Consider the following 24311-nt stretch of genomic DNA (forward strand, 5'->3'; position numbering starts at 1 on the left):
ACCGGCTCGATCGCAGCCTTTGGCAGTGCCCGGATCTCCTGGCGCTGCCCAAGGCTGCTTTTTTTCGTCAAGACGCCAGGCTTTTCCGAAACCGGGCCAGGGCGATTGCAAAGAACAATAGCCCGATGGCCGCCAGCGCCAGCAGGTCCGGCCAGATCACGCCAGGGCCGGCATCGCGGAACAGGATCGCCGCGCTGAGGCTGACGAAATGCGTCGAGGGCGAGCCCTGCATCACCCATTGCAACCACTGCGGCATGCTGTCCAGCGGTGTACTGCCGCCCGACAACAGCAGCATCGGGATGATGACCGGGATCGCCAGCAAACCGAATTGCGGCGTCGAACGGGCGAGGGTGGCGAGGAAGATGCCCAGTGAGGTGCTGGCGAACAGGTAGAGTGCGGTCACCAGCAGGAAGAGCACCATGGAGCCGGCGAGTGGAACCCCCAGGGCGAACTTGACGATGATTTCCAGCGACGCCCAGGTGCACAGCACCACCACCAGCAGGTTGCTCCAAATTTTCGCCAGCATGATTTCCAATGCCGTCAGCGGCAGCACCAGCAAGTGGTCGAGGGTGCCGTGCTCGCGCTCGCGCAGCAGCGCGGTCCCCGTCAGGATGATGGCCAGGATCGTGATGTTGTTGACGATCTGGATCACCGCCAGGAACCAGCCACCTTCCAGGTTGGTATTGAACAGCGAGCGCGTGGTCAGCCTCACGGGCGTTGCTTCGCTCGTTTGTGCCTGGCCGGCGTAGGTCGTCAGTTCCTGTTGGAAAATCCGTCCGATGTAGCCGGCGCCCATGAACGCCTGGCTCATGGCCGTGGCGTCGACGTTGAGTTGCAGCGTCGGTTCGCGTCCTGCGAGCAGGTCGGCCTGGAAGTTGGCGGGCACGTTAATGACAAAGGTGTAGCGGCCACTGTCCATGACCTTGTCCAGTTCGGCATAGGGCAAGGCCACCGGGTTCTGGAACTCCGGCGGTTGCAGGACCTGGGCCAATTGGCGCGAGAGATGGCTCTGGTCTTCGTCCACTATTGCGACACTGGCGTTGTGGACGCCGATTACCGAACCGGCGGCCGGCATGTAGATCGCCACCGTGAAGGCGTAGCCCAAAAACAGCAGCAGGACGGAGTCGTAGCGCAGGCTGGTCAGCTCCTTGAGCCCCAGACGCCAGATATGTGAAAGCGTGTGCATCAGGCCTCCTGCTTTTTCAGCATGATCAGGCTGAGCCCGGTGAAGGCCAGGAAAAACCCGCCCAGCGCCAGGCATTGCGGCCATAGCTGGCGTAGATCCAGGGCCTTGGTGAAGGTGCCGACGGCGATATCGAGGAAGTAACCGGCGGGAAACAACTGACCCATCACCGAAGCGGCGCCATCCAGGGACGAACGCGGCACGATCAGCCCCGAAAACTGGATGGTCGGCAGGCTGGTGATGATCATGGTGCCGAGGATTGCCGCGATCTGGGTGCGGGTGAACGCCGAGATCAGCATTCCCATGCTGGTGGTTGCCAGTACATAGAGCAGGCCGCCCACCGCCAGCGTCAGGCCGCTGCCCTTGAACGGCACACCGAACAGCCAGCGGTTCATCGCTGTCAGCAGGGCCAGGTTGATCAGGCTGACCGCCAGGTAGGGCACTTGTTTGCCCAGCAGGAACTCCAGGCGGGTCAGCGGCGTGGCGTAGAAATTGGTGATCGAGCCCAGCTCCTTCTCCCGCACGATGCCCAGCGCCGTCAACATGGCCGGAATGAACGCCAGGATCAGCGCCATGACCCCGGGGCCGATGGCGTTGACGCTGACCACGTCCTGGTTATAGCGAAAGCGCGTCTCCAGCGTCGCGCCGGGTTGCCGGGTCGGCGCGCGACTGCTGAATTCAGCCAGTTGCTCAAGGTTGGCCTGGTGCACGGCCTGGACGTAGTTGCGACTGGTCTCGGCTCGAAACGGTATGCCGCCGTCCAGCCAGGCGCCCACCGTCGGTTGGCGGCCGGCGTAAAGGTCACGACCGAAGCCGGGGGGGATTTCCAGGGCCAGCTTGATCTCCGAGCGCTGCAAGCGTCGGTGCAGCTCCTTTGCGTCGCGGATGATCGGCTGCTCTTCGAAGTAGCGTGAGCTGCGGAACGCTTCCAGGTAGGCACGGCTTTGCGGGCTCTGATCCTGGTCATACACGGCGAAGGCCAGTTTCTCCACATCGAGGGAAATACCGAAGCCGAAGACCACCATCATGAACAAGGCGCCCAGCAAGGCGAACGCCATCCGCACTTTGTCGCGCAGCAGCTCCTTGCCCTCACGGCTGGCGACGGCCCACAGGCGACCGAGGCTCAGGCCGCGCCGGTCCCGGGGGGCGTCGGCACTGTCGAGGGTCACGGGGGCGGCGTCTTGCTGCGTCTCGCCCTGGGCTTTTTCCAGGCAGGTGACGAACGCGGCTTCCAGCGTCTGGCCGTTGAACTGCGCCTGCAAGGCTGCCGGCGTGTCACAAGCCAGGACCTTGCCGGCGTGCATCAGCGAAATGCGATCGCAGCGCTGGGCCTCGTTCATGAAGTGCGTGGAAAGGAAAATCGTCACGCCCTGTTCGCGAGACAGCTCGATCAGCAGCCGCCAGAAGTCATCCCGCGCAGCCGGGTCGACACCCGAGGTCGGCTCATCGAGGATCAGCACTTCCGGGCGATGCAACACCGCCACCGCCAGGGACAAACGCTGACGCAGGCCCAACGGCAGCGCGCCGGAAGGCTGGTCCGCCAACGCCTGGAGATTGAAGCGCTGGATCAGTTCGTCGATGCGTTGGCGGCTCTCCGCCGTGGGCAGGTCGAACAGTTTTGCGTGCAGTTCCAGGTTCTGGCGCACGCTCAGTTCGCCGTACAGCGAAAAGCTCTGGGACATGAAACCCACCCGCTTGCGGGTGGCGAGGTCCTTGGCATTGACCGGGTTGCCCAGCAGCCGGGCACTGCCTTCGCTGGCGGGGATCAACCCGGTCAGCACCTTCATGGTGGTGGTCTTGCCGCAACCGTTGGAACCCAGGAATCCAAAGATCTCACCGCGACCAATCGCGAAACTGACGTTGTCGACGGCGGTGAAATCACCGAAGCGCAGGGTGAGGTCGTGGGCTTCGATGGCAATGTCGGTGGTGTTGGCGCTCCTGGGGGGAATCACCAGCGGTTCGGCGTCGCGACCGCTGTCGCCCTGGAAATGGGTGAAGGCCGAATCGAGCTTGCCGTCCGGGGTGACCTTGGCCAGCTCCGCACTCAAGCCCTTGGCGATCAAGCGACCGTTGTCGAGCATCAGGCAGTGCTCGAATTGTTCGGCCTCCTCCATGTACGCGGTGGCGACCAGCAGGGTCAGTTGCGGGCGTTGTCGTCGCACGTCTTCTATCAGTTCCCAGAAGCGTCGCCGGGACAGCGGGTCCACGCCGGTGGTGGGTTCGTCGAGAATCAGCAGGTCCGGTTCATGGATCAGCGCGCAACACAGGCCGAGCTTCTGTTTCATGCCGCCGGAGAGCTTGCCCGCCGGGCGATCGGCAAAACGCTGCAGGTCTGTGGCCAGCAGCAAAGTGCCCATGCGTTGTTCGCAGTCTGCCCGCGATAACCCGAACAACGTGCCGAAGAACCGGATGTTCTCGCGTATCGACAGGTCCGGGTAAAGGTTGCCTCCCAGCCCCTGGGGCATGAAGGCAATGCGTCGGTAGAGGGTGTTGCGATGGCGTCGGTCGTCGATCGAGGCGCCGAGCACGTCCAGTTGGCCGTGCTGGAGTTTCTTCACTCCGGCAATCAGCCCCAGCAGGCTCGACTTGCCGGCGCCGTCCGGGCCGATCAGGCCGCAGCGAGTGCCGACGGGCAGGCTGAAGGCGATATCGCTCAACGCCATCTGCTGGCCGTAGCGATGCTCGATGCCCGAGGCGTGCAATGCCTCGTCGCGGGCGGTGCTCATTGCAGGTTGGCCGGCCAGTCGATGGGGGCCGTGCGCACATAGCCGGCGCCGGGCATGCCAGGTTTGGCCTGGGGCACTTCGCCGGGTCGGGTCAGGTGTACCTTGACGCGGAACACCAGTTTCTGGCGCTCATCACGGGTTTCGACTTCTTTCGGGGTGAACTGGGATTTGGCCGCGACGAAGCTGACCTTGGCCGGCAGCGGTCGCTCGGGCAGGGCGTCGAGCAGCAGTCGTGCTTCATCGCCCACCGCCAGTTTCCCGGCCACCGAGGCCGGCAGGTAGAGATTCATGTATTGGTCGTTCGGATCGATCATCAGCAGCACTCGGCCGCCTGCGCCCAGTACTTCACCCGGCTCGGCCAGGCGCAACTGGATCACGCCGTCGAGTGGCGCCCGCAACGTACTGTCATCTATTTCACTGGTGAGCTGGGCCACTTGGGCCAGGGTCGCGCCGATCGCCGCATTCGCTGCCGATACCTGGGCCCGTGCGGCGTTGACAGCGGCGTTGGCGGTGTCGACGCGGGCTTGTTGCTGGTCGATGACCTGGCCGCTGGCATAACCGCGCTTGAACAGTTCCTGGGTCCGCTTGAGTTCCTGGTGAGCGAGCAATTGTTCGCTCTGGCGCAACTGCACGTTGGCTTCGGTGGCGGCAAGGTTCTGCCGGGCACGCACGACTTCGGCCTCGGCCTGGTTGCGCTGGGCCTCCAGGGTGCGGGTGTCCATGCGCGCCAGCACTTGGCCCTTGATGACGTTGTCGCCTTCGTCGACATGAACCTCGGCCAGGCGTCCGGGCGTCTTGCTGGCGATCTGGACCTCGGTGGCCTCCAGGCGACCGTTGCCCATGCTCAAGCCTTCCGGCAGGCGATCGTGAAGTGACTTCCAGTAGCCGAAACCGCCGGCGGCCAGCAACACGGTCATCAAGGCAAAGGCAAAAAAACGCGAGGTACGATGGTTCGTCGACATGTCCGGCATCCTGCGGCTATAGCATCGAAGTCTGCGGGATCAATGACCAATCCAGCTTGATATCCATCAACTCATCGGCGATCAGCGCAGGGCAATCACCGCGGCCCACTGTTCGGCCGTGACAGGCATCACCGACAGTCGCGAGCCTTTCTGCACCAATGGCATTTCAGCCAGGGCGGTCTGTTGCTTGAGGTAGTCGAGCTTCAGCACGAGGGGAAACGTTTCGACGTGGGCTACGTCGATCGCGGTCCAGGGATTTTTGTCCGGGCCGGCCTTGGGGTCGAAGTAATGGCTGTCGGGTTCCAGCGCTGTCGGGTCGGGGTAGCCCGCGCGGACGATCCGGCCGATCCCGGCAATGCCTGGCTCGGGGCAACTGGAGTGGTAGAAAAAGAACGCGTCGCCCACCGCCATGGTCCGCAGGAAGTTACGCGCCTGGTAGTTGCGAACCCCGTCCCAGCGTGCCTGGCCGAGCTTTTCCAAGCCTTGGATGGATAATTCGTCGGGCTCGGACTTCATCAGCCAATAGGCCATGATTGCTACTCCTTGGCGGTGTTGAAAAAAATAGTTCAGCGATTTTATGACAAACCGACAGTCGGTTGACGCCAGAGTTTGCGTGTCGGGGCCGGTTGCCGCAAAATGCCGGCCTTCCAAGCTTGACGCTGCTGCACGGCCAATAAGAAAACCGCTGCTGTCATCGTGTGTGATATGCCTTGAGGGGGGCAATCGATGAAACGCAAACCGGATTTGTTGTGGATCTTGGTCATTCTGTTCGGTCTGGGTGTCGTGACCACGGGTTACGCCCAAAGCCTGTGGGCCAACAAGACCGACGCGCCGGTGGAAATCACCCAACCCGCGTCATCGTTCAAACGCTGAATCCGCTTTCCTGGCGCCGCTGATGACTGCGGCGCCTACCCTGCGATATACCAATGCCTGTCGCTGACCGTTCCCTGCAGCGGCACGTCCCAGCTTGCCTGCGCCAATCGTTCGACTTTCTGGCATTCATGGGCCAGCCCCAATAGCGTCGGCTTGCGCCACTGCTTGCGTCGCGCCAGATACGCCAGGCTGCGGTCATAAAAGCCGCCGCCCATGCCCAATCGACCCCCCGCATCGTCAAACCCCACCAGTGGCAACAGCACCAGGTCCAGCGTCCAGACCTTGCGTTGCCGGGCGAGGTTCTTGCGCGGTTCAGGAATACGAAACCGGTTGGGCTGCATTTTTTCGCCGGGGTGGATGCGCTGGAAGACCATCTTGGTCTGCGGCCATGGGCTGAGCACGGGCAGGTAAGTGGCCTTGCCCCGGCGTTGGGCTGCGCGCAGCAGCAGGCGCGGATCGATTTCGCCGTCGTTGGGCAGGTACAGGGCGATGTGCCGCGCACGGCGAAACAGCGGATGCTGGGCCAGTTGCTTGTACAGCCCGCGTGCGGCTTGCCGTTGCTGGGCCGGCGTCAGGGCGCGACGGGCCTGGCGCAGCAGGCGTCGAAGTTGCGGGCGGGGCAGCAGCGCAGGTTCGGTCATATCAGTGCTTCACGCAGTGGCGATGCCACAGCGTAACCGCAAAACAGGCTACTCAGAAATGCCGGCGCCGGAAACGACAATGCCAGTCCGCATGGACTGGCATTGTCTGGAATCAGGCTCCCCGGATGAACCGCTGTCGGCTTAGCCCTTGAACCCGAAAGTTCAAGGTGGAAGTTGCAGGGGGCGTTAAGGCTTTCCGTCAAGCGGACATGCACACCGGCCCCAACGTGCAACCCCCGTGGTTGTGCGTATCGGCTCAGGGACATCACCAACTGGCAAGCACCCCAGGGAGTGATGCGAGTATACCCCAGGCAGCCTCGCGAATCAGCCCTTGCTGACGTCTGGATCGGTGGCGAGCACCAGATCCACCCGATCGAGCAGGTCGCGCACCTGTTCACGGGTCGAGCCGCTGACCTGCAGGTCAGGCGTATCCTGGCGATGCAGCAGGTCGTGGGTGATGTTCAAGGCGGCCATCACGGCGATGCGGTCGGCACCGATGACTTTGCCGCTGCTGCGGATCTCGCGCATCTTGCCGTCCAGGTAACGGGCGGCGCTCACCAGGTTGCTACGCTCTTCCTGGGGGCAGATGATCGAATATTCTTTGTCGAGGATCTGCACGGTAACGCTATTGCTTGAACTCATGAGTCTTGCTCCAGGGCCTTGAGGCGCGAAATCATCGATTCGACCTTACGCCGGGCGATTTCGTTTTTTTCAATGAGGTGCGCGCGTTCCTCGCGCCAGGTTTTTTCCTGAGCTAATAGGAGTCCGTTTTGGCTCTTAAGTTGCTCGACCCGGTCAATTAGCAGTTCGAGTCTGGCCATCAGCGCTTGCAGGTCGGTGTCTTCCATTGTGTCCACTGAAGATTGTGTCTGATGGAGGGTATGGGTCGCACAGCCTCTGATAGTCTTGGCGAGTCTGTCGATGTAGGATACAAGGCCTCCATTCTAGACATAGCGCCGTCTGGCGCCTAGCTGCCCATGCCCATTCAGAATTCCCCGTATCAAGCATTCGCCACCCTGCTGAGCACCAGCGGTCATCCTGTCTCGCCTGCCGAACTGCATGGCCTGCTGCTCGGTCGCAGCTGCGCCGGCGCCGGTTTCGATGCCGCCGGCTGGTTGGCCGACGCCGCCGAGTTGTTGGAAGGCGAGCCGGCGGACAACGTCCGCAACGCGCTTATCGGCCTGCAGGAAATGGTCAAGGGCGAGCTGACCAGCGACGACATGACCGTCGTCCTGCTGCTGCCCACTGACGACGCCCCCTTGGCCGACCGCGCCGCTGCGCTGGGCCAGTGGTGCCAGGGTTTCCTCGCCGGCTTCGGCCTGACCCGCCGCGAATACGCCTTGAGCGAAGAGGCCAAGGAAGTGTTGCAGGACCTGGCCGCGATCTCCCAGGTCCAGGATGCCCTGGAAGAGTCCGATGACGGCGAAAGCGACTACATGGAAGTGATGGAGTACCTGCGGGTCGCGCCATTGCTGCTGTTCACCGAGACCAAGAAAACCGATGCAGCGGCCCCCAAGCCGTCCTTGCATTAATTTGTAGAGGGAACACCGTCTGCCCATGATTCATATCCCGAAATCGGAATACAGCCGTCGCCGCAAGGCCCTGATGGCGCAGATGGAACCCAACAGCATCGCAATCCTGCCCGCCGCCGCCGTTGCGATCCGCAACCGCGACGTCGAGCACGTCTACCGCCAGGACAGTGACTTCCAGTACCTCAGCGGCTTTCCCGAGCCGCAAGCGGTGCTGGTGCTGATGCCGGGCCGCGCCCATGGCGAATACATCCTCTTTTGCCGCGAGCGCAACGCCGAACGTGAGTTGTGGGACGGCCTGCGTGCCGGCCAGGAAGGGGCGATCCGTGACTACGGCGCCGACGACGCGTTTCCCATCACGGACATCGACGACATCCTGCCGGGCCTGATCGAAGGCCGCGACCGGGTGTATTCGGCCATGGGCAGCAACCCGGAATTCGACCGGCACCTGATGGAATGGATCAACGTGATTCGCTCCAAGGCCCACCTCGGCGCCCAACCGCCGAACGAATTCGTTGCCCTGGATCATCTGCTGCATGACATGCGCCTGTATAAATCGGCGGCAGAAGTGAAAGTGATGCGCGAAGCGGCGCGGATTTCCGCCCAGGCGCACATCCGAGCGATGCAGGCGGCGCGTCCGGGGCTGCATGAGTTCAGCCTGGAAGCCGAGCTGGACTATGAGTTCCGCAAGGGCGGGGCGAAGATGCCGGCCTATGGTTCGATCGTCGCGGCGGGGCGCAACAGCTGCATCCTGCACTACCAGCAGAACGACGCGCTGCTCAAGGACGGCGACCTGGTACTGATCGACGCCGGCTGTGAAATCGACTGCTACGCCAGCGACATCACCCGAACCTGGCCGGTCAGTGGCAAGTTCTCACCCGAGCAGAAGGCGATCTACGAAGTGGTGCTGGCTGCCCAGGAAGCCGCGTTTGCCCAGATCGCGCCGGACAAACACTGGAACCAGGCCCACGAAGCGACGGTACGGGTGATTACCGAGGGGTTGGTGCACCTTGGGCTGCTGGAGGGTGAGGTGGATGCGCTGATCGCCAGCGAGGCCTACCGGGCGTTCTACATGCACCGCGCTGGCCACTGGCTGGGCATGGACGTGCACGACGTGGGCGAATATCGGGTCGGCGGCGAGTGGCGGGTACTTGAGGTTGGCATGACGCTGACGGTGGAGCCGGGCATCTACATCGGCCCGAACAACCGCAGCGTAGCGAAAAAATGGCGCGGCATTGGCGTGCGCATCGAGGATGACGTGGTAGTGACCAAAACCGGTTGTGAAATCCTGAGCCACGGCGTACCGAAGACGGTCGCCGACATCGAGGCCCTGATGGCCGCCGCCCGGACGCAAGCGGCATGAGCCGGGTCAATCTGGCGATCGTCGGCGGCGGCCTGGTCGGCGCGAGCCTGGCGCTGGCCCTGCAGGCCGGTGCCAAGGCCCGGGGCTGGAAGATCATGCTGATCGAGCCCTTCGCTCCCGGCGATGCCTGGCAGCCAAGCTACGACGCCCGGTCCTCGGCATTGTCCTACGGCGCCCGGCAGATTTATCAACGCTTGGGTGTCTGGCAGGAGATTTCCCGCCGCGCCGAACCGATCAAGCAGATCCATGTGTCCGACCGCGGGCGGTTTTCCACGGCGCGGTTGTCGGCCATGGAAGAGGGCGTGCCGGCGCTGGGCTACGTGGTGGAGAACGCCTGGCTCGGCCAGTGCCTGTGGCAAGGCTTGGACAAGGAGGTGGTCAGTTGGCGCTGCCCGGCGCAGGTCACCCGCATGGAACCGCTGGTCGGCGGTTATCGCCTGACCCTGGACGACGAAACCACCCTGGAATGCGACCTAGCCGTACTGGCCGATGGCGGCCGCTCCAGTTTGCGCGAGCAGTTGGGTATCGGCGTGCGCAGTCGACCCTACGACCAGAGCGCCTTGATCGCCAACATCACCCCCAGCGAAGCCCACAACGGCATGGCCTTCGAACGTTTCACCGATGACGGCCCGATGGCCTTGTTGCCACTGCCGGAGAATCGTTGCGCGCTGGTCTGGACCCGCCAGGGCATGGACGCACAACGGTTGGCGGCCCTCGACGAGCGCAGTTTCCTCAGTGAATTGCAGGGCGTGTTCGGTTATCGCCTGGGCACCCTGAAACAGGTGGGCGTGCGACATCTGTACCCACTGGCGCTGGTGGAGGCCGAAGAACAGGTCCGTCCGCACCTGGCGATCCTGGGCAATGCCGCCCACAGCCTGCACCCGATTGCCGGGCAGGGGTTCAACCTGTCCCTGCGCGATGCCCAGGCCCTGGCCGATGCCTTGCTCGACAGCGAAAGCGAGCCTGGGGATTTTGCCGTGTTGCAAACCTATCGCGAGCGCCAGCGAATGGATCAGGTCCTGACCGTGGGCTTCTCCGACCAGGTCACGCGGCTGTTCGCCAGCAACCTGCCGTTGGTGTCCCTGGGCCGCAACCTCGGCCTGTTGGGCCTCGACTTGCTGCCGCCGGCCAAGCGCTGGTTCGCCCGCCAGGCCATGGGGCTGGGGACGCGTCCCGATGCTTGAGCCCGGGGCTGTCATTTCTTTTCATGGGCGACCGATGTCGCCAGCAAAACAGGCTTAGAGCATGGAATTGCGTGCAGATCTGCTGATTGTCGGCGCCGGTATGGTCGGCAGCGCCCTGGCGCTGGCGTTGCAGGGCAGTGGCCTGCAAGTGCTGTTGCTCGACGGCAGCCCGATGAGCGTCAAACCTTTCGATCCCCAGGCCGCGTTCGAGCCCCGGGTCAGTGCCTTGTCGACGGCCAGCCAGCGGATCCTCGATCGCCTGGGTGTCTGGGACGGCATCACCGCCCGACGCGCCAGCCCCTATACCGACATGCACGTCTGGGACGGCAGCGGCACCGGGCAGATCCATTTCTCGGCCGCCAGCCTGCACGCCGAGGCGCTTGGGCACATCGTTGAAAACCGTGTTGTGCAGGACGCCTTGCTGGATCGACTGCATGACTGCGACCTGGGCCTGCTGGCCAATGCCCGGCTGGAACAGATGCGTCGTTCCGGTGACGACTGGCTGCTGACCCTGGCCGATGGCCGCACGTTGCGCGCGCCCCTGGTCATCGCGGCTGACGGCGCGAATTCCGCTGTACGCCGCCTGACCGGCGTTGCCACGCGCGAATGGGATTACCTGCACCACGCCATCGTCACCAGCGTGCGCAGCGCCCGGCCGCATCGAATGACGGCCTGGCAACGGTTTACCGACAACGGTCCGCTGGCGTTCCTGCCACTTGAGCGTGACGGCCAGCACGATTGGTGCTCGATTGTCTGGTCCACCACCCCCGGTGAAGCGCAGCGCTTGATGGCGCTCGATGAAACTCAATTCTGCAGCGAGCTGGAACGGGCCTTCGAAGGCCAGCTCGGCACGGTACTGAGTGCCGACCCACGGCTGTGTGTGCCGCTGCGCCAGCGACATGCCAAGCGCTATGTGGCCGAAGGGCTGGCGTTGATCGGCGATGCGGCCCATACCATTCATCCGTTGGCCGGGCAGGGCGTGAACCTGGGCTTCCTCGACGCCGCCGTGCTGGCCGAAGTGCTGTTGCAGGCGGCCGGGCGTGGCGAGCGACTGGCGGACGTGAAGGTGCTGAGCCGCTACGAGCGGCGACGCATGCCCCATAACCTGGCGCTGATGGCGGCGATGGAAGGTTTCGAGCGTTTGTTTCAGGCCGATCCATTGCCAGTGCGCTGGTTGCGTAATACCGGGCTGAAGCTGGTGGACCGCATGCCTGAGGCCAAGGCGCTGTTCGTGCGCGAGGCGCTGGGGTTGATTGGGGATTTGCCGGATCTGGCCAAGGCCTGAGAGGTGTATTGGGGCTTATGGCCCTATCGCGGGCAAGCCTTGCTCCCACAAAAGCTTGTCCCACATTGCACACCTGTGGGAGCAAGAGCTTGTGGGAGCAAGGCTTGCCCGCGATGGCGGACCCAGAATACCGCCCATCTCAAAGCTGCAACATTTGGAAATGTGTCCAGCCATTGTTCGATTGAGATGCCAAATGTGAGTCCTTATCATTTGCGCTTCGTTCATAATCCAGAGACCGCTACCATGTTGGCAACCAAGCGCCTGCTGTCCGCCCTCGCCTTGACCCTGATCGGTACCACTGCCGCCCAGGCTGCCGATGAGGTGGTGGTCTACTCTTCGCGCATCGACGAACTGATCAAGCCGGTCTTCGATGCCTACACCAAGAAAACCGGCGTGTCGGTAAAGTTCATCACCGACAAGGAAGCGCCGCTGATGCAGCGGATCAAGGCCGAAGGCGAGAACGCCACTGCCGACCTGCTGCTTACCGTCGATGCCGGCAACCTTTGGCAAGCCGAGCAGATGGGCATTCTCCAGCCGTTCACGTCACCGGTGATCGACGCCAACATCCCGTCCCAATACCGCGCCTCTTCCCACGCCTGGACCGGCTTGAGCCTGCGGGCGCGGACCATTGTCTACTCCACCGAGCGGGTTAAACCCAGCGAATTGACCACCTATGAAGCGCTGGCTGGCAAAGAGTGGGAAGGCCGCCTGTGCCTGCGGACCTCGAAGAAGGTCTACAACCAGTCCCTGACCGCCACGCTGATCGAAACCCACGGCGCGGAAAAAACCGAGGAAATCCTCAAGGGCTGGGTCAAGAACCTGTCCACCGACGTCTTCTCCGACGACACCGCGTTGCTTGAAGCAATCAACGCTGGCCAGTGCGATGTCGGCATCGTCAACACCTACTACTATGGCCGCCTGCACCAGCAGAAGCCGGACCTGAAGGTGAAGCTTTTCTGGCCGAACCAGGCCGACCGCGGCGTGCACATCAACCTCTCGGGCATTGGCCTGACCAAGCATGCACCGCATCCGGAAGCCGCGAAGAAACTGGTGGAGTGGATGACCACGCCGCAAGCGCAAAACATCTTCGCTGACGTGAACCAGGAATTCCCGGCCAACCCGAAAGTCGAGCCGTCCAAGGAAGTGGCAGCCTGGGGCAAGTTCAAGGCCGACACCCTGCCGGTGGAAGTCGCGGGTAAACGCCAGGCCGAAGCCATTCGCATGATGGATCGCGCTGGCTGGAATTAATCCAAGTCAGACACGGCTCCCTGTGGCGGTTGTAAGATAGGTGCCCGCGCGAATGCGCGGGCATCATCATTTAAACGAGAGCACCCCTTGGCCCACCCCGCCCAACGTCGTTGGTACCCCCTGGTCTTTGCCATTGCCGCGCTGGTCCTGTTGCCCTTGAGCGTCTTGCTGCTGTCCTGGCAGAGCGTTGATCAGCAGATCTGGTCCCACTTGTGGGATACGCAAATGCCACGCTTGTTGGGCAACACCCTCACGTTGATCCTTGGTGTGGGTGTCGGGGTGACGTTGCTGGGCGTCAGTCTTGCCTGGCTCACCAGCCTGTGTGAGTTCCCCGGGCGACGCTGGCTCGACTGGGCGTTGATGCTGCCGTTTGCGATTCCGGCCTACGTGTTGGCGTTTGTCTTCGTTGGCCTGCTGGATTTTGCCGGCCCCGTGCAGACGCTGATGCGGGAATGGTTCGGCAGCGGCCTGCGCCTGCCCCGGGTCCGTTCCACCGGTGGGGTGATCCTGGTGCTGGTGCTGGTCTTTTACCCTTACGTCTATCTGCTGGCGCGCAGCGCCTTCCTGGCCCAGGGCAAGGGGCTGATGGAAGCCGCCCGGGTACTCGGGCAGTCGCCCTGGCAGGCGTTCTGGCGTGTGGCGCTGCCGATGGCCCGGCCGGCCATCGGTGCGGGCGTGGCGCTGGCGCTGATGGAGACCCTGGCGGATTTCGGCGCGGTGTCGGTGTTCAACTTCGACACCTTTACCACCGCGATCTACAAGACCTGGTATGGCTTCTTCAGCCTCTCCAGCGCTGCCCAACTGGCCAGCCTGCTGTTACTGGCGGTGATGCTGGTGCTCTACGGCGAACGTCGGGCCCGTGGTGCCCACCGAGCCAGTAACGAGCGTCCCCGAGCCAAGGCTTTGTATACGTTGCGCGGTCTCAAGGCCGTGGCAGCCAGCGGTTGGTGTTTCCTGGTGTTTGCCTGCGCGTTTGTCATTCCGGTGCTGCAGTTGCTGGCGTGGTTCTGGCAGCGCGGTCGTTTCGACCTGGACGAACGTTATGCCGGGCTGATCGTCCACACTCTCTACTTGGGCGGCCTGGCCGCGCTGATCACCGTTTGCGTGGCCTTGCTGCTGGCGTTCGCCCGGCGGCTGGCGCCAACCCGTCCGATTCGTGCCGGCGTCGGCCTGTCGAACCTGGGCTATGCCTTGCCCGGCTCGGTGCTGGCGGTGTCGATCATGCTTGCATTCAGCTACCTGGACCGTGAGCTGGTCATCCCGCTGTCGACCTGGCTCGGCGGTGCAGGCAAGCCGTTGCTGCTGGGCAGCCTGTCGGCGCTGCTGCTGGCGTACCTGGTGCGCTTCCTGGCCGTGGCCTACGGTCCGCTGGAGAGCAGCCTGGCGCGAATTCGTCCGTCGTTGCCCGAGGCGGCACGCAGTCTTGGGGTCAGTGGGCCACGACTGTTTTTCAAAGTGTATCTGCCGTTGCTGTTGCCCGGTACCTTGAGCGCGGGGTTGCTGGTGTTCGTCGACGTGCTCAAGGAAATGCCCGCGACTCTGCTGATGCGCCCGTTCGGCTGGGACACGCTGGCGGTGCGGATCTTCGAGATGACCAGCGAAGGGGAGTGGGCCCGGGCCGCGTTGCCGGCGCTGACGTTGGTATTGGTGGGGTTGTTGCCGGTCATCGGATTGATACGACGTTCGGCCCATCGAAACAGCTAGGTGTCAGTCCTACCTCATGCGGCTACAATGCGCGGCATTCGGTGCGGTCCGTCTGTCGGACCGGGCAACTGAGAACGTCAGAAAACTCCTTTTTTCAGACGTTCGCGCTATGCAGTGCCCGTCCGCACCTTCGCCAAGCCCGGAAGGAGAAACCCATGGGACAGCGTACGCCTCTGTATGACCTTCATCTCGCCCTCGGCGCGAAGATGGTCGATTTTGGCGGTTGGGATATGCCTTTGCACTACGGCTCGCAAGTCGAGGAACACCATCAGGTGCGTCGCGACTGCGGTGTGTTCGATGTCTCCCACATGACCGTGATCGATGTCGCAGGCGTCCAGGCCAAGGTCTGGCTGCAGCGTTTGCTGGCCAATGACGTCGATCGTTTGCAAGACACAGGCAGTGCCTTGTACAGCGCGATGCTCAATGAGCGCGGCGGCATCGTCGACGACATGATCATCTACCGGGTCGAGGACGGCTATCGGCTGGTCTTCAACGCCTCGACCCGCGATCAGGACCTGGCCTGGATGCAGGCACAACTCGGTGGCTACGACGTGCAACTGCATGAGCGTCCCGAACTGGCGATGCTGGCTATCCAGGGCCCCCAGGCCCGGCAGAAGATTGCCGAACTGGTGACGCAACCGCGTGGGCAAATCATCCAGCAACTCAAGCCTTTCGAAGGTCGCGCCGACGGCGAATGGTTCATCGCCCGGACCGGCTACACCGGCGAAGATGGCCTGGAGATCGTCCTGCCCGCCCAGGAGGCCCCGAGTTTCTTCAACGACCTGGTAGGCGCCGGCATTTCGCCCATCGGCCTTGGCGCCCGCGATACCCTGCGCCTGGAGGCCGGCATGAACCTCTACGGCCAGGACATCAATCAGGATGTTTCGCCGCTGGCCTCGAACATGGCCTGGAGCATCGCCTGGGAACCGGCCAGCCGTCAGTTCATCGGGCGCAGTGCGCTGGAAGCCGAGCTTGCCAGCGGAGTGCAGCACAAACTGGTCGGGCTGGTGCTGGAAGAGCGGGGTGTCTTGCGCGCCCATCAGGTGGTTCGCATCGCCAATGTTGGCGAAGGGGAGATCACCAGTGGTAGTTTTTCTCCTACGCTTAGCAAGTCGATCGCCCTGGCACGTGTTCCGATGGCTACCGCCGATCGTGCCGAGGTAGAAATTCGCGGCAAGTGGTACCCGGTACGGGTGGTCAAACCGACCTTCGTCCGCCATGGCAAAACCCTGATCTAACCTTTTGCGGCGGGCCGCTGGCCGCTGACACTTTCTCTTGAGGACACAGAATATGAGTGATATCCCTGCCGAACTGCGTTTTGCCGAAAGTCATGAGTGGGCACGCCTGGAAGCTGACGGTACCGTCACCGTGGGCATCAGCGATCATGCGCAGGAAGCCTTGGGCGATGTGGTATTTGTCGAGCTGACAGAAGTCGGTAAGGTTTTTTCCGCCAATGACCCGGCGGGTGTGGTTGAGTCGGTCAAAGCTGCTTCCGATATCTACTCGCCGATTGCAGGTGAAGTGATTGCGGTCAATGAAGAGCTGAGCGGTTCGCCGGAGCTGCTGAACTCCGATCCGTATGGCGCCTGGATCTTCAAGCTCAAGCCAAGCGACAAGGCCGACCTGGACAAGCTGCTCGATGCGGCAGGCTACAAGTCCGCTATCGGCGAATAAGGACGACTGTACCTGTGGGAGCGAGCTTGCTCGCGATAGCGATGGATCAGCAGCATTGATGTTGACTGACACGCTGCTATCGCGAGCAAGCTCGCTCCCACAGGGGTTGGGAAAGCCTTGGGGTGTCCACCGGGCAAAAAAATGCCGCTCAATCGAGCGGCATTTTTTATTGGCCGGGAATCAGTCCTGGGCGACGGCGTTTTTCGCCAGGATCGCGTTGGCCAGTTCCATGTCGGTGGCTTGCAGGCCTGGGTTGTCGGCACGCACTTTCTGCATCGCCGCTTCCAGGTAAGGGCCCCGAATACCGCCGTCACTGGCGACGAAGCTGCCGGCGTCGTCTTGGGCGGCGACGATCAGCTTGTGATCCTTGAAGGTCAGGTAGGTGGAACCGGTGGTCGCACCGGATGAAATGACGTTACGCCAAAACGTGTCGGCCATTGCCGAGCCAACAGGAAGAGACAGCAAGGCTAGGGTAGCGACAGCAAGTTTGAGACGCATGATAGGTGACTCCACTGGGTTAACTATGACGTTGGATTACCTGCGTCTCTATTCAGTTCCATGACTTGTCAGTCAGCCCGTTCCACCTGCAGCACCGCGCCTTCCTGCGCCACCACCCTGACCCGCGTGCCCACGGACGACTCGGGCCCCTTGGCCAGCCAGACGCTGTCGGCCACCTTGATCTTGCCGCGGCCATCGACAATCGCCTCATGAACCTGGAAAACCTTGCCGATCAGCTCTTGCCCGCGCAGGTTCAGGTGTGGCTGATCGCTTTCGCGCACCGCGCTGCGCTGGCGTCGCCACCAGTACAGCGCTGTTGCGATGGCGAACAGGCCGAACAACAGGAACTGCAGCTCCCACGGCATCTGCGGCAGGATGAACGTGAGCACGCCGACCGCCGCGGCGGCCATGCCGATCCACAGCAAGTAGCCGCCGGCGCCGAACACTTCAAGAATCAGCAGGATGACGCCCAGCGCCAGCCAGTCCCAGTACGACATGTTTTGCAGGAACCCCCACATATGCGCGCCTCAGGCTTTCTTGCTGTCGAAGGTGGCCTTGACGATTTCGCCGATGCCGCCGACCGCACCGATGACCTGGCTGGCTTCCAGCGGCATCAGGATCACCTTGCTGTTGTTGGCCGAAGCCAGTTTGCCCAGCGCATCGATGTATTTCTGCGCGACGAAGTAGTTCACGGCCTGGACGTTGCCGTCGGCAATCGCCTGGGACACCACTTGGGTGGCCAGCGCTTCGGCTTGTGCCTGGCGCTCGCGGGCCTCGGACTCCAGGAACGCGGCCTGGCGGCTGCCCTCGGCCTCGAGGATTTGCGCCTGCTTCTTGCCTTCGGCGGTGAGAATCGCCGACGCGCGCAGGCCCTCGGCTTCGAGGATCTGGGCACGCTTGATACGTTCGGCTTTCATCTGCCCCGACATGGCGGCCATCAGGTCGGCCGGCGGGCTGATGTCCTTGATCTCGATCCGGGTGATCTTGATCCCCCACGGCGCTGTGGCTTCATCGACGGTGCGCAGCAGTTTTTCGTTGATACCGTCGCGCTGGCTCAACATCGCGTCCAGCTCCATGGACCCCAGCACGGTGCGGATATTGGTTTGCAGCAGGTTGCGGATGGCGTGTTCAAGGTTGTTGACCTCGTAGGCCGCCTGGGCTGTATTGACCACCTGGAAGAAACACACGGCGTCGATCTGTACCGTGGCGTTGTCGGCAGTGATGACTTCCTGGGGCGGGATGTCCAGCACGCTTTCCATGACATTGATCTTGCGCCCGATGCGATCCATCACCGGGATGATGATGTTCAGGCCGGGCTTGAGGGTGTTGGTGTAGCGGCCGAACCGCTCGACGGTCCATTGGTAGCCCTGGGGCACGACCTTGAAACCCATGAACAGGATGGCGACCACGAGGCCGATGAAAAGTAAAAGTACACTACCGATCTGCATGACGGTTCCCTGTGCGAATTGAGATGGACCTGCGAGCCCTGAGTGTAGGGCAAGCGGCCATTATCTTCGCTATGGTCCTTGTGGCTAGGGGATTTAGCGACACATTGAGTCCTGTAGGAGCTGCCGAAGGCTGCGATCTTTTGATCTTGATCTTTCACTTCCGGCTCAATTGTGTGGGACAAGATCGCAGCCTCGTTGCACTCGACAGCTCCTACACAGCTCCTACGGCTCAGCGGGGATCAATTCCCCGCCGCTACTTCTGCTCGCTCTGCGGCGTCACCCGCAGCACTTCCTCGACCGTGGTCAAGCCTGCCGCCACCTTTTGCGCCCCCGACAGGCGCAGGCTGCGCATGCCTTCCTTGAATGCCTGGCGGCGTACCGCCAGCAGGTCGGTGTCGGGGTGGATCAAGGCCTTGACGCTGTCGGTCAGTTGCATGATTTCGTAGACGCCAGCGCGACCGCGGTAACCGGTGTCGCGGCATTCCAGGCAACCGACGGCCTGTTGGGCGTTGCTCGGCAGTGGCGCTTGCCAGGGCCGCGTCAGGGTTTGCCAGTCGTCTTCATCCAGGGTCAGGGGGGCCTTGCATTGAGGGCACAGGGTGCGCACCAGCCGCTGGGCCATGACCCCGAGCACGGTGGCCTTGATCAGGTAATGGGGCACACCCAGCTCCAGCAGACGACTGATGGCGCTCGGCGCGTCGTTGGTGTGCAGCGTCGACAGGACAAGGTGCCCGGTGAGCGCCGCCTGGATCGCCATTTCGGCGGTCTCCAGGTCGCGGATCTCACCGATCATGATGATGTCCGGGTCTTGTCGCATCAGCGCCCGCACCCCGGCGGCGAAGGACAGGTCGATGTTGTGCTGGACCTGCATCTGGTTGAAGGACGCCTCGACCATTTCAATCGGGTCCTCGATGGTGCAGAGGTTCACTTCCGGCGTCGCCAGCTTCTTGAGGGTGGTATAGAGCGTGGTGGTCTTGCCGGAACCGGTGGGCCCGGTCACCAGGATGATGCCGTTGGGCTGGCGGGTCATGTCCTGCCAGCGACGCAGGTCGTCGGCGGAGAAGCCGAGTTGGTCGAAGTCCTTGAGCAACACTTCCGGGTCGAAGATCCGCATGACCATTTTTTCGCCGAACGCGGTGGGCAAGGTCGACAGGCGCAATTCCACTTCGCCGCCGTCCGGGGTCTTGGTCTTGACCCGGCCGTCCTGGGGTTTGCGTTTTTCCGCGACGTTCATCCGCCCCAGGCTCTTGAGACGGCTGACGATTGCCATCGTGACCTGCGGCGGGAACTGATAGACGGTGTGCAGCACACCGTCGATGCGAAACCGCACGGTGCCCTGCTCGCGGCGCGGTTCGATGTGGATATCACTGGCGCGCTGCTGGAAGGCGTACTGGAACAGCCAGTCGACGATATTGACGATGTGGGCGTCGTTGGCGTCCGGCTCCTGGTCGCTGGCGCCCAGGTTGAGCAACTGCTCGAAATTGCTCAGGTTGCTTGGTTGCTGATCGACCGTGGTGGCGCCGCTGACCGATTTGGCCAGGCGATAGAACTCCACGCTCAAGCGCTGGATGTCCACCGGGTTGGCGACCACCCGCTTGATCGGCAGCTTGAGCACGTGGGTCAGGTCGGCTTCCCAGCTGTTGACGTAGGGCTGTGCGCTGGCGACGGTGACGGCGTCGCGATCGACCGCCACCGCGAGGATCTTGTGGCGCTGGGCAAAGGCATAGGACATCAAGGGCGTCACGGCCGCGACGTTGATTTTCAACGGGTCGATGCGCATGTAGGGTTGGTCGACCTGCTGGGACAACCACAGGGTCAGGTTCTCCAGGTCCAGGCGCTTGCCGGGGCGGCTGAGGTCGTCCAGATGCTGGTTGGCGATGAACTCCAGCGGATGCAACTGGCTATTGGCGCTGTGGCGTCGGCGGGCGTTCAGCGCGGTTTCGGCTGAATCCTGGCTGATGAGGCCCTGGGTGACCAGTTGGCGCAGCAGATCGTTGAGGTCCAGCCAGCGGTCCTGAGTGGCGTGTTTGGTGGACATGCGGGTTCCTATTGGACAATTGCAGCAAAGCCGCGATACAGACGCCTCGGCGTCCTCGCTCGGTCTGCAAAAGAATAGTCCCGACGCAGTAGACCGTTGGGCCACTACCCGACCAATGCGTTGCGAAATCTTGCCCTTGAAGGCTCATCCCGCTGCATGGGCCGGCCCAACGTGCGCAATATCAGCGTCTTGCAGGTCCACCGAACAGACACTGATCAGGTTACGTAGTTTTTCAGCGATGACCTGGGCACGGTGCCAGCTCAGCCCATCCATGACGATGTCCAGCGCCAGCACATCGCCTGGGCGTTCGACATGAACCTGCTGCGGCGTCAGGCCCTGCAAGGCAAACAGGTTCAACGCCCGGCACAGTAAATCCGGTTCGGCTTCGGCCAATATCTGGTACTGCACCCGGCAATGGGTATTGGCGGCGTGCCAGACGTCGGCGCGGGTCGGGGTCGTGGCAACGGCTTCGAGTGGGGGCATGTTCGGTCTCCTTGGTGGCGGGAGAAATATTTACATGCGAGCCGGGGTATTTCTTATCTAAGATGAGTGATTCTGGTGAGGTTTTGAATCGCTTGATTCTCTAAATCAATCATTTCGGGTTTGATCATGCACAGCGAATTGGATAGCTACGACCGCAGGATACTGGCGCTGCTGCAGGAGGATGCCTCGCTGTCCAGTGCGCAGATCGCCGAACAGGTCGGCTTGTCTCAATCGCCATGCTGGCGACGGATCCAGCGGATGAAGGAGGAGGGCATCATTCGCGGCCAGGTGACCCTGCTGGATCGCAAGAAAATCGGTCTTAACACGCAGATCTTCGCCGAAATAAAGCTCAACGCCCACGGTCGTTCGAACTTCACCGAATTCACCGAGGCGATCCGCGGCTTCCCCGAAGTGCTGGAGTGTTACGTGCTGATGGGTTCAGTGGATTTTCTGTTGCGCATCGTCACAGCGGACATCGAGGCGTATGAGCGATTCTTTTTCGAAAAGCTGTCGATGGTGCCGGGGATCCAGGAAGTGAACTCGATCGTGGCGCTGTCGGAAATCAAGTCGACGACGAGTTTGCCGGTGCTGCGCTGAGCTTGTTTCTGCGGTGTTTGTGCTGGCCTCATCGCGAGCAAGCTCGCTCCCACAGTTGATCTTCAGTGGCCACAAGATGTGTGTACAACACTGATCCAATGTGGGAGCGAGCCTGCTCGCGATGGCGGTATTACAGGCGCAGCAACGTCTTCCAGGCCCGATTCTGGTAAACCGCAATCGCCTGTTGCTTGCGCGCATCCAGCGTTTCGTCGGTGATCGGTTGGTTGGCCAGTTGCGCCAGTTTGTTCAGTTCACCATAGAGGCGATCCATTTCCGGGATCTCCAGTACATGGCGGGCGTGGTGCAGCCAGGCCTGGATGCGTTCGATGCGCGGCAGTTGCTCGGCCAGGTCTTCCGGCTGCTGCTGATAGCGTTGCAGTTGCAGGGACGAGGACTCTTCGCCGAGCAGGCGCGGCAGCCAGCTGCCCAGTTGCGCCGCGCCCTGGCGATTGCCACGGGTGTTGCGCTCGGCGGCCCAGCTGCGCGCCAGCAGCCAGCGGGAAGTGTTGAGGGAAAACAGGCCCCAACGCGGGTCTTGCAGCTCTTCAAGGAACTGTTCCGGCGCCGCCTTGCGCACGTCTTCGTCATCCAGGCCGGCCTGGACCAGTGGGCGCCAGTCTTCCAGCAACGCGTCCAGGGCCAGGCGCAAGTCGTGGGTCGATTGGCGCGGTGCGGCCTGGCCGAGGCTGCTGAGCAGGGCGCGCAGTTCGGCGAGGTTTTCCACCCAGTCCTGCAGCAGGCGCCAGTGGCCGTTGAAACGGTATTGCTCGGCCAGGCGTTGGCTGCTGCCGAGCAGATGCCAGCTCAGCGCGGCGAAGGCGTCATCCAGCGGCGTTTCGGCGGTCAGTTGCGGGGCGGGCAGGCTCAGGGCGTAGCTGCCTGCGTCATACAGGCGATAGCCACGCTCGGCCTTGCTGATGTCGCAAGGCATCAAGGGCAGGGTCGCGGCCAGCTCGGCGGCCAGTTCCAGCAGGGCGGCGGGCTCGCCTTCGCGCAGTTCCAGCTCCAGTTCGCAGATTTCTTCCTTCTGCTTGCCGACCACCACGTGGCCCAGATCCAGGGCGGCTTCGATAACCACTTTGCTCTTGCCACGGCCCCAGGCGATTTCAGCGCGCTCGCGAACGAAATCGGTGGTGAAGATGGCCTTGAGGGTTTTCTTGTCCAGTTCGGCCAAGGCCTCGGGCCAGCATTCGCCGTCGAGCTTCTTCAGGTCGAGCTTGGCCTTGGGCAGGTGCCAATCGTACTCGTTGCGCTCGGACAGGCCGGCGATGCTCTGGCCGCGGGTCTTGAGGGTCTGGATCACCTCTTCGCCGTCGCGACGCAGACGCAGGGCGACCTTGGCCTGGGCCAGGTCACGCTCCGGCGTGTCGAAATACTGGTTCATCAGTTCGTGGCGTTCCCAGCCACTCTTGTTGCGTTTTTTCAGCAGCGGATGCTCGCGCAAGGCTGCCAGGGTCTCGCGGCTGACGCGGAGTTTGATTTCGGTTTCTTTCTGCATGGCCGGAAAATCCAGGGATCGGGTGTGCAGCCGGGGGAAGGTGTGGCTGCCAAGGCCGTGCAGTGTACAGGACTCACTCGCCCTAGGTTTATTCCTGGGTCCAGATGGTTCTATGATGAACGTCAATCTGTAAGCCCGGAGTCAGCGATGCCTTTGCCGTCCATGAAAGATCAATTCGCTGCCCTGATCGCCGCACCTTCGGTCAGTTGCACCCAGCCTGGGCTGGACCAGTCCAACAGTGCCGTGATCGAGCTGCTGGCAGGCTGGCTCACTGAGCTGGGGTTCTGCTGTGATATCCAGCAGGTCAGCCCTGGCAAATTCAACCTGCTGGCCAGTTTCGGCAGCGGTCCCGGCGGCCTGGTGCTGGCCGGCCACAGCGACACGGTGCCGTTCGACGGCGCGTTGTGGCAGACCGATCCGCTGAAGCTCACCGAGGTCGATGGCCGCTGGGTCGGCCTGGGCAGTTGTGACATGAAGGGTTTTTTCGCCTTGGCCATCGAAGCGGTCAAGCCGCTGCTGGACCAACCGTTCAAGCAACCATTGCTGATCCTCGCGACCTGTGACGAAGAAAGCTCCATGGCCGGCGCCCGTGCCCTGGCCGATGCCGGCCGACCACTGGGGCGCGCGGCGGTGATCGGCGAGCCGACCGGCCTGCGGCCGATTCGCCTGCACAAAGGCGTGATGATGGAGCGCATCGACATTCTCGGGCGCAGCGGTCACTCCTCCGATCCGAGCCTGGGCCACAGCGCGCTGGAAGCCATGCACGATGCCATGGGCGAATTGCGCGGCCTGCGCCTGCAATGGCAGCGTGAGTTCCGTAATCCGCAGTTCAGCGTGCCACAACCGACGCTGAACTTCGGTTGCATCCATGGTGGCGACAATCCCAACCGCATCTGCGGCCAGTGCTCCATGGAATTCGACCTGCGCCCCTTGCCGGGCATGGACCCGCAGGTGCTGCGGGCGGCGATCCAACAGAAGTTGGACCCCATCGCCGAACGCCATAAAGTCAAGATCGACTACGCACCGCTGTTCCCCGAAGTGCCACCCTTCGAGCAGGCCGAAGACTGCGAGCTGGTACGGGTGGCCGAGCGACTCACCGGCCATCGTGCCGAAGCAGTGGCGTTTGGCACCGAAGCGCCTTATCTTCAGCGCCTTGGCTGCGAAACCCTGGTGCTCGGCCCTGGCGATATCGCCTGCGCCCACCAGCCGGGCGAGTACCTTGAAATGTCACGTCTGCAACCTACCGTACAGTTGTTGCGGCAGTTGATCGGCCATTACTGCCTGACGCCGGCCACGGCCGGTTAAATTGCGCCCTTGCGGGGCCGTATTCATCACATGAGGAGAGCGCGCGTGTCGCCAAGCCTGTTCCGACGATAA

The 24311-nt window shown here is 62.6% G+C and carries 24 protein-coding genes and 1 other RNA gene; 11 read left to right on the forward strand and 14 right to left on the reverse strand.

Going from position 1 to position 24311, the window contains the following annotated elements; genetic code table 11:
- Nucleotides 1-67 precede the first annotated feature (67 nt).
- From ASC85_RS12100 to ASC85_RS12115, 4 genes are all read right to left on the reverse strand, one after another.
- On the reverse strand, nucleotides 68-1186 hold the full coding sequence (locus ASC85_RS12100; RefSeq protein ID WP_013694520.1) for an ABC transporter permease: 1119 nt from the start codon (nucleotides 1184-1186) through the stop codon (nucleotides 68-70).
- Complete coding sequence (gene rbbA / locus ASC85_RS12105; RefSeq protein WP_057449476.1) at nucleotides 1186-3909, reverse strand: ribosome-associated ATPase/putative transporter RbbA; 2724 nt, start codon at nucleotides 3907-3909, stop codon at nucleotides 1186-1188. The genes ASC85_RS12100 and rbbA overlap by 1 nt, the downstream gene beginning before the upstream one ends.
- On the reverse strand, nucleotides 3906-4871 hold the full coding sequence (locus ASC85_RS12110) for an HlyD family secretion protein (protein WP_057449477.1): 966 nt from the start codon (nucleotides 4869-4871) through the stop codon (nucleotides 3906-3908). Before ASC85_RS12110 ends, rbbA begins: the two co-directional genes overlap by 4 nt.
- Before the next feature lie 81 nt (nucleotides 4872-4952).
- Nucleotides 4953-5402 carry an EVE domain-containing protein gene (locus ASC85_RS12115; protein WP_057449478.1) on the reverse strand — a complete coding sequence of 150 codons (450 nt, stop codon included), beginning with the start codon at nucleotides 5400-5402 and terminating at the stop codon, nucleotides 4953-4955.
- A gap of 195 nt (nucleotides 5403-5597) precedes the next feature.
- Here ASC85_RS12115 and ASC85_RS32595 point away from each other — a divergent pair, with 195 nt between their 5' ends.
- Nucleotides 5598-5744, forward strand: coding sequence for a hypothetical protein (locus ASC85_RS32595; RefSeq protein ID WP_003206689.1), 147 nt, complete (start codon nucleotides 5598-5600; stop codon nucleotides 5742-5744).
- A 35-nt stretch (nucleotides 5745-5779) separates the two neighbouring features.
- Here ASC85_RS32595 and ASC85_RS12120 read toward each other — a convergent pair whose 3' ends face one another.
- From ASC85_RS12120 to ASC85_RS12130, 4 genes are all read right to left on the reverse strand, one after another.
- On the reverse strand, nucleotides 5780-6385 hold the full coding sequence (locus ASC85_RS12120; protein ID WP_057449479.1) for a 5-formyltetrahydrofolate cyclo-ligase: 606 nt from the start codon (nucleotides 6383-6385) through the stop codon (nucleotides 5780-5782).
- Between the two features lie 114 nt (nucleotides 6386-6499).
- Nucleotides 6500-6679: non-coding RNA, 6S RNA (gene ssrS / locus ASC85_RS31130), on the reverse strand.
- Nucleotides 6680-6709: 30 nt separating this feature from the next.
- Nucleotides 6710-7027, reverse strand: a complete 318-nt coding sequence (locus tag ASC85_RS12125) for a cell division protein ZapA (RefSeq protein WP_003177364.1) — start codon at nucleotides 7025-7027, stop codon at nucleotides 6710-6712.
- Nucleotides 7024-7233: a TIGR02449 family protein gene (locus ASC85_RS12130; RefSeq protein WP_003177365.1), complete on the reverse strand. Its 210-nt coding sequence runs from the start codon at nucleotides 7231-7233 to the stop codon at nucleotides 7024-7026. The genes ASC85_RS12125 and ASC85_RS12130 overlap by 4 nt, the downstream gene beginning before the upstream one ends.
- 129 nt (nucleotides 7234-7362) lie before the next feature.
- On the opposite strand from ASC85_RS12130, the gene ASC85_RS12135 reads away from it, so the two are divergent.
- The 8 genes from ASC85_RS12135 to gcvH all read left to right on the forward strand — a co-directional run bounded on the left by ASC85_RS12135 (nucleotide 7363) and on the right by gcvH (nucleotide 16372).
- Nucleotides 7363-7917, forward strand: coding sequence for a YecA/YgfB family protein (locus tag ASC85_RS12135; RefSeq protein ID WP_057449480.1), 555 nt, complete (start codon nucleotides 7363-7365; stop codon nucleotides 7915-7917).
- Between the two features lie 25 nt (nucleotides 7918-7942).
- Entirely contained in the window at nucleotides 7943-9277 is a 1335-nt protein-coding gene (gene pepP, locus ASC85_RS12140) for a Xaa-Pro aminopeptidase (RefSeq protein WP_057449481.1), read from the forward strand.
- Nucleotides 9274-10461 (forward strand): 2-octaprenyl-6-methoxyphenyl hydroxylase, encoded by a 1188-nt coding sequence (gene ubiH / locus ASC85_RS12145; protein WP_057449482.1) that lies wholly within the window; start codon nucleotides 9274-9276, stop codon nucleotides 10459-10461. The genes pepP and ubiH overlap by 4 nt, the downstream gene beginning before the upstream one ends.
- A gap of 67 nt (nucleotides 10462-10528) precedes the next feature.
- A complete protein-coding gene (locus ASC85_RS12150; RefSeq protein WP_174553539.1) occupies nucleotides 10529-11746 on the forward strand; it encodes a 2-octaprenyl-3-methyl-6-methoxy-1,4-benzoquinol hydroxylase in 1218 nt (405 codons plus the stop codon).
- Nucleotides 11747-11989: 243 nt separating this feature from the next.
- Nucleotides 11990-12994, forward strand: a complete 1005-nt coding sequence (locus ASC85_RS12155) for an extracellular solute-binding protein (RefSeq protein ID WP_046063198.1) — start codon at nucleotides 11990-11992, stop codon at nucleotides 12992-12994.
- Between the two features lie 87 nt (nucleotides 12995-13081).
- On the forward strand, nucleotides 13082-14698 hold the full coding sequence (locus ASC85_RS12160) for an ABC transporter permease (RefSeq protein WP_057449483.1): 1617 nt from the start codon (nucleotides 13082-13084) through the stop codon (nucleotides 14696-14698).
- A 155-nt stretch (nucleotides 14699-14853) separates the two neighbouring features.
- Nucleotides 14854-15936 carry a glycine cleavage system aminomethyltransferase GcvT gene (gcvT, locus tag ASC85_RS12165; RefSeq protein WP_057449484.1) on the forward strand — a complete coding sequence of 361 codons (1083 nt, stop codon included), beginning with the start codon at nucleotides 14854-14856 and terminating at the stop codon, nucleotides 15934-15936.
- Nucleotides 15937-15988: 52 nt separating this feature from the next.
- Entirely contained in the window at nucleotides 15989-16372 is a 384-nt protein-coding gene (gcvH, locus tag ASC85_RS12170; RefSeq protein WP_057449485.1) for a glycine cleavage system protein GcvH, read from the forward strand.
- A gap of 180 nt (nucleotides 16373-16552) precedes the next feature.
- Here the strand turns inward: gcvH and ASC85_RS12175 are convergent, their stop codons facing one another.
- From ASC85_RS12175 to ASC85_RS12195, 5 genes are all read right to left on the reverse strand, one after another.
- Complete coding sequence (locus tag ASC85_RS12175; RefSeq protein WP_170846005.1) at nucleotides 16553-16873, reverse strand: DUF2388 domain-containing protein; 321 nt, start codon at nucleotides 16871-16873, stop codon at nucleotides 16553-16555.
- A gap of 65 nt (nucleotides 16874-16938) precedes the next feature.
- Nucleotides 16939-17388 carry an NfeD family protein gene (locus ASC85_RS12180; protein ID WP_057449486.1) on the reverse strand — a complete coding sequence of 150 codons (450 nt, stop codon included), beginning with the start codon at nucleotides 17386-17388 and terminating at the stop codon, nucleotides 16939-16941.
- Nucleotides 17389-17397: 9 nt separating this feature from the next.
- Nucleotides 17398-18318: an SPFH domain-containing protein gene (locus tag ASC85_RS12185; protein WP_003206668.1), complete on the reverse strand. Its 921-nt coding sequence runs from the start codon at nucleotides 18316-18318 to the stop codon at nucleotides 17398-17400.
- Nucleotides 18319-18571: 253 nt separating this feature from the next.
- Nucleotides 18572-20356: a GspE/PulE family protein gene (locus ASC85_RS12190; RefSeq protein ID WP_057449487.1), complete on the reverse strand. Its 1785-nt coding sequence runs from the start codon at nucleotides 20354-20356 to the stop codon at nucleotides 18572-18574.
- A gap of 144 nt (nucleotides 20357-20500) precedes the next feature.
- On the reverse strand, nucleotides 20501-20839 hold the full coding sequence (locus ASC85_RS12195; protein WP_057449488.1) for a hypothetical protein: 339 nt from the start codon (nucleotides 20837-20839) through the stop codon (nucleotides 20501-20503).
- Between the two features lie 126 nt (nucleotides 20840-20965).
- Between ASC85_RS12195 and ASC85_RS12200 the strand changes: the two genes are divergently transcribed.
- Nucleotides 20966-21436, forward strand: coding sequence for an Lrp/AsnC family transcriptional regulator (locus ASC85_RS12200; RefSeq protein ID WP_057449489.1), 471 nt, complete (start codon nucleotides 20966-20968; stop codon nucleotides 21434-21436).
- Nucleotides 21437-21566: 130 nt separating this feature from the next.
- On the opposite strand, the gene ASC85_RS12205 is transcribed toward ASC85_RS12200, so the two are convergent.
- The gene (locus ASC85_RS12205; RefSeq protein WP_057449490.1) at nucleotides 21567-22934 is read right to left on the reverse strand and encodes a CYTH domain-containing protein; all 1368 of its coding nucleotides are present in this window, start codon (nucleotides 22932-22934) and stop codon (nucleotides 21567-21569) included.
- Nucleotides 22935-23081: 147 nt separating this feature from the next.
- Here ASC85_RS12205 and argE point away from each other — a divergent pair, with 147 nt between their 5' ends.
- Nucleotides 23082-24239, forward strand: coding sequence for an acetylornithine deacetylase (gene argE, locus ASC85_RS12210; protein WP_057449491.1), 1158 nt, complete (start codon nucleotides 23082-23084; stop codon nucleotides 24237-24239).
- Nucleotides 24240-24311: the final 72 nt, after the last annotated feature.

This window comes from Pseudomonas sp. Root401 (assembly GCF_001425105.1).
Taxonomy (GTDB): domain Bacteria; phylum Pseudomonadota; class Gammaproteobacteria; order Pseudomonadales; family Pseudomonadaceae; genus Aquipseudomonas; species Aquipseudomonas brassicacearum.